At 35.2% G+C, this 11,571-nt stretch carries 9 protein-coding genes; 5 read left to right on the top strand and 4 right to left on the bottom strand.

Going from position 1 to position 11,571, the window contains the following annotated elements:
• Window positions 1–266: 266 nt before the first annotated feature.
• Together ACGH46_RS08425 and ACGH46_RS08420 are read left to right on the top strand one after the other, a co-directional pair.
• Window positions 267–698: a hypothetical protein gene (locus ACGH46_RS08425; protein ID WP_267351888.1), complete on the top strand. Its 432-nt coding sequence runs from the start codon at window positions 267–269 to the stop codon at window positions 696–698.
• A 3-nt stretch (window positions 699–701) separates the two neighbouring features.
• Complete coding sequence (locus ACGH46_RS08420) at window positions 702–1,166, top strand: MarR family winged helix-turn-helix transcriptional regulator (RefSeq protein WP_267351887.1); 465 nt, start codon at window positions 702–704, stop codon at window positions 1,164–1,166.
• Window positions 1,167–1,410: 244 nt separating this feature from the next.
• Here the strand turns inward: ACGH46_RS08420 and ACGH46_RS08415 are convergent, their stop codons facing one another.
• The 4 genes from ACGH46_RS08415 to ACGH46_RS08400 all read right to left on the bottom strand — a co-directional run bounded on the left by ACGH46_RS08415 (window position 1,411) and on the right by ACGH46_RS08400 (window position 9,181).
• Entirely contained in the window at window positions 1,411–4,725 is a 3,315-nt protein-coding gene (locus ACGH46_RS08415; protein ID WP_411605253.1) for an autotransporter outer membrane beta-barrel domain-containing protein, read from the bottom strand.
• A gap of 128 nt (window positions 4,726–4,853) precedes the next feature.
• Window positions 4,854–5,330: a toxin-activating lysine-acyltransferase gene (locus tag ACGH46_RS08410; protein WP_411605251.1), complete on the bottom strand. Its 477-nt coding sequence runs from the start codon at window positions 5,328–5,330 to the stop codon at window positions 4,854–4,856.
• Window positions 5,331–5,755: 425 nt separating this feature from the next.
• A complete protein-coding gene (gene pta, locus ACGH46_RS08405) occupies window positions 5,756–7,906 on the bottom strand; it encodes a phosphate acetyltransferase (RefSeq protein WP_267351884.1) in 2,151 nt (716 codons plus the stop codon).
• A gap of 69 nt (window positions 7,907–7,975) precedes the next feature.
• Window positions 7,976–9,181 (bottom strand): acetate kinase, encoded by a 1,206-nt coding sequence (locus tag ACGH46_RS08400; RefSeq protein WP_065558167.1) that lies wholly within the window; start codon window positions 9,179–9,181, stop codon window positions 7,976–7,978.
• A gap of 193 nt (window positions 9,182–9,374) precedes the next feature.
• On the opposite strand from ACGH46_RS08400, the gene yfbV reads away from it, so the two are divergent.
• The 3 genes from yfbV to cysK all read left to right on the top strand — a co-directional run bounded on the left by yfbV (window position 9,375) and on the right by cysK (window position 11,555).
• On the top strand, window positions 9,375–9,830 hold the full coding sequence (gene yfbV / locus ACGH46_RS08395; RefSeq protein ID WP_267351883.1) for a terminus macrodomain insulation protein YfbV: 456 nt from the start codon (window positions 9,375–9,377) through the stop codon (window positions 9,828–9,830).
• 11 nt (window positions 9,831–9,841) lie between these two features.
• Window positions 9,842–10,354, top strand: a complete 513-nt coding sequence (gene priC, locus ACGH46_RS08390) for a primosomal replication protein PriC (RefSeq protein WP_411605249.1) — start codon at window positions 9,842–9,844, stop codon at window positions 10,352–10,354.
• Between the two features lie 235 nt (window positions 10,355–10,589).
• A complete protein-coding gene (cysK, locus tag ACGH46_RS08385) occupies window positions 10,590–11,555 on the top strand; it encodes a cysteine synthase A (RefSeq protein ID WP_411605247.1) in 966 nt (321 codons plus the stop codon).
• The last annotated feature ends 16 nt before the right edge of the window (window positions 11,556–11,571 follow it).

Here is an 11,571-nt window from a genome sequence, read left to right as displayed (position 1 = left end):
TTTACCGACTAAATTGAACGGATTAAATAAAAAAACAATTGTAAATATTTTACCTTTGCAAGTTTCAATATATCCTGATACGGTATTTTATTTTGTTAATAAAACGACAATCCTTATATGAATTAGTCAGATCTTAATTATTTTCTTTTTGAATTAACTAACCGATTTTAATCATGAATATAATTTTTTTTAATACAATAAAATTTCTTTACTTATTTAATAAGTATACTTATAATATGCAGACTTATCAAAACGAGGAAAAAACGATGAATACTATTTCAATTTCTTTTGTACTACCAACAAAGGCTACACCATCTAAAATATGGCCATACTATACTGATCTTAATTTCAGAAAATTATGGGAAACCGATCTTGAAGATTTTCGTATCACGGGCGAGTTAAAAACCGGTTCTAAAGGTATTTTTAAATTACAAAATATGCCAGAAATGGACGTGACGTTATCTAAAATAATTAATGAACAAGAATTTACCGAACAATTTGATATGCCTGACATAGGTTTACTCTATTTTTCACATCAAATTATTGAATTATCGCATAATCAATATGCATTGAAGTCAGAAATTTCATTAAAACCGGATCCGAAAATGGATACTCATGCATCTTATAATTTTATTAAACAGATTTCGGATGATATTATTGATAAAACATACAAATTAAATAGTTTAGTTGAAGGGTAAGTTATGGCAAAGGACAATAAGTTTTTGACGCAATTCCAATCTGATTCAGACTCTGTTGGTTTTCTTTTTATGAAAACTTATTCGTCCTGGCATACAAATATAAAAAATTGTTTAAAAAAACAGTCTATCACACATCCCCAATTTATTGTGCTAGCGACCCTAGCTTATTTATCTCAATATCCTGATGAGATAACACAAGTTATTCTATCCCATAAAACGAATATTGATGTCATGACTATTTCTCAAATATTAGAGAATTTAGAGAAAAAAGATTACATTAAACGCACTTGTTCAATCAAAGATAGTCGTGCAAAATCAATTGTATTAACGCAAAAAGGGCTTGATAAGGCAAATGAAACCGTTCCTTTAGTTGAACAAATGGATCAAGAATTTTTTTCATTATTAAAAGAGGATAAAAAGCACTTTATGACGATGCTTTTAACACTCTTAAAAAACCGAACTGATTGAAGAATAGCTTGAGTTAAAAATTTAAGTATTTGCTGTTTTTAGCTATTCATTATGATTATTGAGTTATCTTGCTGCAAACTTAGTTGATTAATAAGTCTAAAAAAATCAATATTTTTTATTATGTAACTTACTATTATGTTAGATAAAAAATATACGTAATGCTAAACAAGCCATTACGTATAAGATGAGTGTAACATAGATAACACTTTGAAACTAAATCATAATTTACATTATTAATTTACACTTACCATTTATGTTCAATACCGATATTTCCTCGATAACCTTGCCGTTTGGTATTTCCAAAATCGTGTTCGTAGCGAGCATCGCCATAAAGATAAGTCTTTTCAAATAAAGGCGTTTTTAACCCAACGCCCAATTCTCCCCATGTACGAGCATAATTTTCACGCAGTTTATCTCTACCTATGGTAACTTGGCTTGGCTTGATAAAGTCATGCAGAATATTACCAATTGCATAGAATGTGGTATGCTGCTCAACTGTTGCTTGGTTATTATTACCCAAACGAATACCGATTCTACCCCGTAATAGATCCTGATTATTTTGATCAACACGACGATATTTATCTTTAAAACTATCTAAATCAACATATTGGTACACTAATTGAACTTGAGGCTCAACTATCCAATAGTCTTTATCAAGATCATTCTGATTTATTTTAAAGGTGTGCCCAGCTTCAGCCGAAATGGCAAATGCCCACCCATTTTGAGTATGTGGATTATTACCATTACGAGCTTCATATTTATTACGTAAATAGGAAAACTGTCCAACTAAATCTAAATAGTTATTCTCTACTGAAAAATAAGTATTGGTTAATCCCAAGCTCAACGATTCTGATTTGCCTTTTCCTGTTCGTTTATTATGGTCAATTATCCCATGTACAGCTCGATATTTATCGGAAAAGTCGGTATGCGCTTTGCTATAGGTTAAATAGATACCTGTATAATTATGACTTCCATCATCACTTACATTATTCAGCAAATCATGACCAAATTGGAATCCATATATATCGCTCTCTAAATTTAATCGATCTTTACCATCTTGTTTTATGTGTTTGCCTAAAATCCTACCCCAAGTTTCACTTAAAAACTCTTCACAAGTATTACAATTTGCTAAATCAAAATTGGTGTATTCTCCCCGACGTTCATGTAAAGAACCAATACTTAAAAATCCTTGTTCCTGATTGACTCTCGCCATAGCAACATATCCTGCTACCGGACTGGCAAAAATGGGTTTAGGTTTAATTGTCGGCGTCGGCGTCGGTGGCGTCGGTGGCGTCGGTGGCTCTGGCGTCGGTGGCTCTGGCGTCGGTGGCTCTGGCGTCGGCGGTTCTGGCGTCGGCGGTGGTGGCGGTGGCGGTGGCGGCGGTGGTGGTGGCGGCGGCGGTGGTGGTGGTGTCGTACCTGCTTGCATAGTCCAGAAATATTCGTCACCATCAGCTGTTTGACGTTTTGCTAGTTGAATTTCAGTCGCGCCGTTTGTGTGCGCTTCACCATGAAAATTAAGTTCATTTTTACTTTGTCCTACATAAATCACGGGAACAGTATTTATCACTGCGTCAATTTGACTTATATTACCATCAATCACGTTTTCTGTGCCATTCGCATCTATCGGTATCACTTTAGTCCAACCAGATGCAGTACCTGTGATTTTTAACACATCAGATTGTGAATTCATCGCATAAGTATCGCTGGCATTATTCCACGATGTGTTCAATCTTATTTGAGCATCATTAGATCCGGTATAGTTACCATCGATAGTTAATATATCATTATATTTTTGATGAGAGGAATTATCTAAATTAATAATGCCTGAATTGCTATAAACATCAGCTTGTACGATAAAATCATTACCACCATCATCATTATAAGCTGCATTGATTGTTCCACCAGATTCAATTAGAATCGTATTTAATTTTGATATATTATCATTACCTTTTTTTTGCAAATTCCAACGAAAGTCATTAGCTAAATCTAACCAAACTCCTGGTTCTTTATTTATATCAAGAATTTGACCCTCCTTCTCTTTTACTTGCCCTTTGGAAATTAACCCAGTCATACTTCCTTTACCATAAGCATAAAAGCTGACAGAGGAAACTTCATAGTCATCATGTCCTTGTTCAACACCGTTAGCATCATACGTATTAGAAAAAAATTGATAATTAGGTGCAGTGTAATTACCGCTGACGTTGAGAATATAGCCGTCTTGATTAGCATGGAGATCGGTTTCATCACCCATAATTGTAAAATTAACATTTTGTTGACCTTGATCAACAAAAATTAAATCTTTGCGTGCAACAGAACCTTCAATTACGGGATCAGCACTTGTTCCTGTTGTGGTAAATATTGCATTATTTAAACTGATACTCATATTGTGTGATGCAGCTTGTTCAAATTGTCCACTTGAAGTCGCATCATCATGGGTACCAATTTCCAATGCATAACCATTGGTTTTAATGATCGTTTTACTATTATCAAAATTTGCTGTTAATGAAGAATTCCTAACCATTTTGATACCACTACCATTTAAAGCGTTAGTGGTATCAATAGTCAACTCCCCATGTGATTCTAAAATACCTGGCCCCTCACCTGTATTACGGGTTTTACCCAGTTTAATCCCCACACTATCCCAGTTTAACCTTGAGCTATCATTACCTTTATTAATGATGATAGTGTTTTTCTCTCCTTTCAAAATTACTTTTGGGGTTAACTGACCGTTTCGGCCTTTATTTTCTGCAACGCCATGATTGGTTGGATTGCCCGAAACATAAATACCAATTGAGCGATTTCCCGTTAATGTCATATCTAAATTATCATTGATAATAACTTGTCCTGCAGAACCATCGCCTGAATTATCATAGGCGCCTTGAATTGCTCGAATACCGTTATTTAAAATTGGCTGGGTTTTGCCCCCCTTTGCTGTTTGATTAATTTTCAAACTATCCACTGTGATTGTACTGTATTTACCATTATACGTATCTCTCTCACCGGCATTAACGGACGAACCAGCTAATAAACCATAAGAGGCAACCGTACCACTTGAATTGCCACCACGCGTATAGTTATCATTGATATTTAATTCCACATTTTTTGCAGTCAGATTAACATTGTGATAAGTGGCAAGACCTAGCATGTTACCGTTGTTATTCAAGGTAAAATTTAAATTACCTGCATTAATTGAGCCGCCCGACACGCCATAGGTATATTGATTAGCCAGACCAGTGTAATCACCGTTTACATTGGCGGTAAGCGTTGTATCACCGACATTGAGTTGTTCATGTAATCGGCTTCGAGTAAGAATATAAAAACTGGCATTACCCGATTGGTTAACGGTCGCTGCGTTAATATTATTACAGCTTGGGCTATTTTGACCGACCAAGTAAGAGCCATCGGCACTGGCGGTACAGTCTAAAGCAAACGAAGAAGCAGAGGTAACTAAAACACATAATGTTATCATTGCTTTACTTGCTCGTCGTACTAATTCAGAACACACTATAGTAGTACCCGTGATAACATTAAATTTCGTTTGATAAATTTGGTTCATATTAATTTCCTTCAAATTAACGATAAAAAATAAGTACGACAACAAATTACTATCGAGAATGACAACGATTTAATTAAGAACCATCTGAAACTATAGAGAAAAAACAGATTTAAACTGCATATTAATGATTAGCACTGAACTTTTTTAACGACTGTTTCTGTTTTTGACTTGTGATAGCCAAAAAAGCAAAGATTATTTTTTAGGACTTTTTTTCCTAACGATTTGGTTAGTAACACTTCATGCAGTCCAAATGGGCAAAAAAAAGATAATATCCACAAGCGTGTAGATTCCATTGGCTGATTGCATTGAACAAAATTGATATAAGGTTTTTTTTTGTTTAAATAGAGTTGCTCTTGTTCTCGATTGAGATAAGCCCAATTTAAATAACCTAGCGGTTGGTTGTTGCGAATAAATAGAGCAAAATTTTTAGACTGAATAATAGGTAACAAAACGGTTAAAGCGGAGTTTAATTCCGCTTTTTTGTATTCAGGATTTCGATTCCATAACCAGATCATAGCCCCTAATACCTCAGCTTCATTCCATGAGGTGTCATGATATAAACTCGGTGCAATAATTCTAATCAAGTCTTGCTCAAGACTTTTCATATAACTTTACCTTTGTTAACATTTACATACAATTGTATTACATAAAAGATAAAAATTCATCAATTTATTTTTTATAAAAAAATAATTAAGATTGATAATCAATTCAAGGCATTAATTAATTTTTAATCAGTTATGAGATGAAGAGTGAATTGAAATTTTTTTGTTAAAACAGTATGAATTATCTTAGAATTGTTTTTATATTTTATTCTTGTGTCTCTACTCCCCTTTATATTGTAAAATTTAATTTAAAAAAACTGAGTATTGACTCTTATTATAGTCAATTAAAACACTTTTTTTGACCAATCAAATAACATTAATGAAATAGCGTTAATGGAGTCGATAAAAAAGCGTGTGGTAAAAATCAATGCATATAAAAAAAGGTGATGTTACTCACCTCTTTTTTATATTGAAATAACCTTTATAAATTAGTTATTTGCATTTTGTTCTTGCGCTGATTGGATCGCCGTTAATGCAATGGTATAAACAATATCATCCACTAATGCACCACGAGACAAGTCATTAACTGGTTTACGCATACCTTGAAGCATAGGACCAATTGAAACAAGATCAGCAGAACGTTGTACGGCTTTATAAGTCGTGTTACCCGTATTAAGATCTGGGAAGATGAATACGGTTGCTTTACCTGCAACTTGAGAATTAGGTGCTTTCGATTTAGCCACATCAGGCATGACAGCAGCATCATACTGTAAAGGCCCGTCGATCATGAGATCTGGACGTTTTTCTTGAGCAATTCGAGTTGCTTCTTTTACTTTTTCAACATCAGCACCTTGACCTGAACTACCGGTTGAATAAGAGATCATTGCAACTCTTGGTTCAATACCAAAGGCAATAGCAGTATCAGCAGATTGAATCGCAATTTCAGCCAGTTCTTGCGCATTCGGATCTGGATTAATTGCACAGTCACCGTAAATGTATACTTGGTCAGGCATTAACATAAAGAATACTGAGGAAACTAAAGAACTACCCGGTGCCGTTTTAATTAATTGCAATGGTGGGCGAATTGTATTTGCCGTAGTATGCACTGCACCAGACACTAAACCGTCAACTTCGTTTGCTTCAAGCATCATGGTTCCAAGCACAACGTTATCAGCCAATTGTTCTCGCGCAATCACTTCGGTCATGCCTTTGTTTTTACGTAACTCAACTAAACGCGGTACATATTTTTCACGAATATTTTCAGGATCGACGATTTCAACGCCTTCACCCAATGTCACTCCTTGTGAAGCAGCAACTTTACGCACATCATCTGGATTACCAATTAACACACATTTTGCAATTCCACGCTCTGCACAAATAGCGGCTGCTTTAACTGTTCTTGGTTCATCACCTTCAGGTAATACCACCACTTTTTTCGCATTCCGTGCAAGTTCAGTTAATTGATAACGGAATGCAGGAGGAGATAAGCGACGAACAGAATTCACTACTTGGTTTAGCGACTTGATCCAATTGCTATCAATATGGTCAGCAACAAAGTTTTGCGTGTTTTCCATGCGCTCTTTATCATCAACAGGAATTTCTAAATTAAACTGTTGTAAACAGATTGAAGTTTGGAATGTATTGGTTTTTACCGTAAATACCGGTAAACCTGTATCAAATGCAGGTTGGCATAATTTATAGATTTTTTCATCTATATCATAACCACCTGTTAATAATACCCCTCCAATTGCCACACCATTCATTGCGGCTAAACTGATTGCAACTAAAACATCAACACGGTCAGCTGATGTGACAAGTAGTGCATTTGGTTGTAAATGATTAACAATATTTGGCACACTGCGAGAACAAAATGAGATGTGTTTTATACGACGGTTTTTGATCTCACCTTCATTAATGATTTTTGCATCAAAATGTTTGGCAATATCAATTGCACGACATGCACTTAAATCCATATTCCAAGGAATGCAGCCAAGTACCGGTAAAGGACTGTGCGCATTTAAATCGTCGATTGTGATTTTTTTATCATCAAATTTTGGTGTATGATAAATTTCTGCCACATCTGGACGTGCAAGGCTTTGTTCTTCAACGGGAGCATTCACTTTATTGACAATAACACCTACGATTTTTTCATTTTTAATACCGCCAAAATTAGAACGTGCAATTTCGATTCGTTCTTTTAATTGTTCTGGAGTATCTTTACCCATATTAACAACAAAAATAATCTCAGCACCTAATGTTTTAGCAATATTATTATTTAGTTCGTTAGCAAAAGGATAATCACTGGTAGGCACAATCCCTTCAACTAAAACAACATCTGCACCTTTGGTATTTTCAGCATAAAGCGCGACAATTTCTTCCATTAACACATCTTGTTGATTTAAACCTAATAGATTTTCAACATGGCTCATTTTTAGTGGTTTTAAAGCTGGTATAGATGTGTTGCTGCTTACTAAAGTGGTGGTGTTATCGGGCGCATCCCCACCTGCTCTTGGTTGAGCAACAGGTTTGAATACATTTAAGTTAATTCCTTGACGCTCCATTGCTCGAATAACACCAAGACTCACACCTGTTAACCCGACGTTTGTTCCGGTTGGGATTAGCATAATAGTACGAGACATAATCAATTTCCTCTTAATTCTTTATTAAATATAAAAACAAACCGCCATAAAGGCGGTTTTATTTGTCTTTTAAGCTGTTAGACGCGCAGCATCTTGAGCAATGACGAGTTCTTCATTTGTAGGAATAACCATTGCAATTGCTGAACCATCTTTAGTGATTGTGCCACCTTTACCAAAACGTGCAGCTAAATTGCGTTCTTGGTCAAGTTCAAATCCTAAAATTGATAATTTTTGAAGCGCCATACGACGAACTTCTTCCGCATTTTCACCGATACCACCCGTAAAGATAATCGCATCTAAACGACCATCTAATAACATTGCATATCCACCAATGTATTTGACTAAACGATGTACAAATACATCTAAGGCATTTTTCGCATTTTCATCAGTGTCATAATGATCTGTCACATAACGGCAATCGCTACTTACACCAGTTAAACCTAATAAACCTGATTTTTTATTTAACAAGTTATTGATATCAGCAACAGACATTTTCAAGTTGTCGTGTAAGAAGAACATAATTGCAGGGTCGATATCACCACTACGAGTCCCCATGACTAAACCTTCTAACGGAGTTAGCCCCATTGAGGTTTCAACACATTTACCATTTTTAACTGCTGTGATTGACGCACCGTTACCTAAGTGACAAGTGATCACATTGGTTTGATCAACTGGTTTATTTAATAATTTTGCCGCTTCACGGCTAACATAGTAATGACTTGTACCATGAGCACCGTAACGGCGAACACCATGTTTGGTGTATAATTCGTTAGGAATTGCATATAAATATGCTTCTTTCGGCATGGTTGTATGGAATGCCGTATCAAACACAGCCACATTTTTATTTTTCAAATGAGGAAATGCTGCAAATGCTTCACGAATACCGATTAAATGCGCTGGATTATGTAATGGTGCAAATGCCGCTGCTTCTTCAATTCCTTTTAGAACAGAATCATCAATTACAACTGATTGCGTGTATTTTTCGCCACCGTGAACGATTCGATGCCCAATAGATTTAATACTATCTAATAATTCTGGTTTTTGTGGGAAGATGCTATTAACAATAAATTTAATTGCTTCGCTATGTGCAGCTCCTGCGCCTAAAGATGCTTCGTTTTTACTTCCATCAAGTTTCCACTTAATGCGTGCATCAGGAAGATTAAAACATTCAGCTAACCCAGATAAAAATTCATCGCCATTTTCAGGATTGATAATAGCAAATTTTAAAGATGAGCTTCCGCAATTTAGAACAAGAACATTGTTACTTGACGACATAGTAATTCCTATAAATTGAATAAAAAGATATATACCAATCAAAATTGGTAACTCTACACATGATTTAATAATCGATGTGAATATACAAGGTGACTTCTGATATTCTGCATTTTAAGATAAAATAAAGAAAGCCCCTAATTGGATGGCACTATTTTAAGACAATAATAGGTGAATGTCGAGGAATCACAAATTTATGAATTTAGTTAAGGCATTTAAGACTGGTCAACGATATATGGAACTTTGTCCAAAAGATAAAGCACTTTCGTATTCATTTCCCGAATTAAAAATCATAAACCACATAAAAACCGCGAAGAAGTATTTACCCCCAATAATTATTGCGTTAGCTGTTTGGCAATATTATATGCCAGCACAATTAGCGGTGACGATTATCGCAATCTTGTTTGCGTTAAGTTTACCTGTTCAGGGTATCTATTGGTTAGGCAAGCGTTCACAATCTCCGTTACCACTCAATTTAGTCGATTGCTATAATCATATTCAATCAAAACTAATTGAAAAAAAAATTTTGGTAGAAAATAAAGAAACGAACGAAAAATTAACCTTCGAATCATTTATGAAGCTGATAACTTTATCAAAAAAGCATTTTGGCAATTACTTTGCTCAAGATGATAGTTCAGAAACTCATTATTAAGATCAAAATAAATGCAGAAACGGCTGGCATCACTAAAAAAACAAATTGATATACTTGAACAACAAGTCAATATATCTGAACAACAAAATTATCAAGAACACTATTTTGATGAACACTTATTTAATACCACCAAAATCAATACGGATAACGCTTTTTATTTAGAAAAAATCAAACAAACTTTTCAAGCTTTAGTCAATAATGTGATGAATCAAAAAGATGAACAAATTGTCTATTTGTCTGAAATGTTAGTTAATCAAATCACCGCCCTCACCCGTGAATTAGCGACGCATCAACTTCGTAAAAAAGAAGAATCTAAACTTTCATTTCAAGAAACACTCTCTGAAAAACATTGTCGCCATTTAGATTATTTGCGTCGATTGCAAGAAATGAAATATGAGTTATTACTTTCTGCTGAGTCAATCGATCCAATCAAGATTGCAACACTGGATAATCGTATTTATCGGTGTGAACAAGCGATCAAAAACATTGAACAGGAATTAGATACGGAAAGCGGGATTTATTAAAAAATGCCAATGCACACGGAATGCATATTGTTGACTTCGATGAACTTTTTAAATAATCGCTAAATCAGCGTCTAGATTTATTGCATTACTCCTTTGATCAAAGATATAGCTAAAATGCATAATGTTATAATGAATAATTAGTATCATCTTTTTGAGTTCTATTTATAATATTAGCTATGATTAGCGATAATGTTCCAATGCTATCCCTTTCTAATATTTTAATAAGGATTTATTCATGGGTAAGATATTTGATGATAATTCTCAAACTATTGGTTATACACCTCTTGTTCGTTTAAAGCATTTTGGTCATGGTAATATTTTAGCTAAAGTGGAGTCACGCAATCCCAGTTTTAGTGTTAAATGTCGTATAGCTTCAAATATGATTTGGGATGCGGAGAAGCGTGGTTTATTAACGCCGGATGTTGAATTGATTGAACCCACCAGCGGTAACACAGGTATCGCATTAGCAGCCGTTGCCGCAGCGCGTGGTTATAAATTAACGTTAACCATGCCTGAAAGCATGAGCATTGAGCGACGAAAATTATTGAAAGCATTAGGTGCAAATTTAGTTCTAACAGAAGCGTCAAAAGGAATGAAAGGCGCCATTGAAAAGGCTGAGGAAATGGTAGCAAGTAATCCCAAACGTAATATTATGCTACAACAATTTAGCAATCCAGCCAATCCCGAAATTCATGAAAAAACAACCGGGCCTGAAATTTGGCTTGATACTGATGGAAAAATAGATATTTTTGTCGCAGGGGTTGGAACAGGCGGAACATTCACAGGCGTAACACGTTACATTAAAAATACCCAAGGTCGAAATATTATGGCGGTTGCGGTCGAACCAAGCCAGTCACCTGTAATCACTCAAGCACTTGCTGGCGAACCGCTTAAACCAGGGCCACATAAAATTCAAGGTATCGGAGCGGGTTTTATTCCGGCTAATCTGGATTTGAGTTTAATTGATTTAGTGGAAAAAGTATCGAATGAAGAAGCGATCGAAACTGCGCGCATTTTAATGGAAAAGGAAGGAATTTTGGCGGGAATCTCTTCAGGAGCAGCAGTTTTTGCCGCTGATAGATTGGCTAACTTACCGGAGAATAGCGATAAAACCATTGTGGTAATATTACCTTCATCAGGTGAACGTTATTTAAGTACTGACTTATTTAGCGGGATTTTTACCGAAAAAGAATTAGGATGACTTAAAATAAAAGATA

Source organism: Gilliamella sp. CG22, assembly GCF_046635725.1.
GTDB lineage: Bacteria > Pseudomonadota > Gammaproteobacteria > Enterobacterales > Orbaceae > Gilliamella > Gilliamella apicola_I.
This window is presented reverse-complemented; position numbering and strand designations above follow the sequence as displayed.

What these genes read in the sequence shown, in the direction of transcription:
- ACGH46_RS08425 (WP_267351888.1), top strand. Translation starts at nt 267, where the DNA reads ATGAATACTATTTCAATTTCTTTTGTACTACCAACAAAGGCTACACCA.
- ACGH46_RS08420 (WP_267351887.1), top strand. Translation starts at nt 702, where the DNA reads ATGGCAAAGGACAATAAGTTTTTGACGCAATTCCAATCTGATTCAGAC.
- ACGH46_RS08415 (WP_411605253.1), bottom strand. Translation starts at nt 4,725, where the DNA reads ATGAACCAAATTTATCAAACGAAATTTAATGTTATCACGGGTACTACT.
- ACGH46_RS08410 (WP_411605251.1), bottom strand. Translation starts at nt 5,330, where the DNA reads ATGAAAAGTCTTGAGCAAGACTTGATTAGAATTATTGCACCGAGTTTA.
- pta (WP_267351884.1), bottom strand. Translation starts at nt 7,906, where the DNA reads ATGTCTCGTACTATTATGCTAATCCCAACCGGAACAAACGTCGGGTTA.
- ACGH46_RS08400 (WP_065558167.1), bottom strand. Translation starts at nt 9,181, where the DNA reads ATGTCGTCAAGTAACAATGTTCTTGTTCTAAATTGCGGAAGCTCATCT.
- yfbV (WP_267351883.1), top strand. Translation starts at nt 9,375, where the DNA reads ATGAATTTAGTTAAGGCATTTAAGACTGGTCAACGATATATGGAACTT.
- priC (WP_411605249.1), top strand. Translation starts at nt 9,842, where the DNA reads ATGCAGAAACGGCTGGCATCACTAAAAAAACAAATTGATATACTTGAA.
- cysK (WP_411605247.1), top strand. Translation starts at nt 10,590, where the DNA reads ATGGGTAAGATATTTGATGATAATTCTCAAACTATTGGTTATACACCT.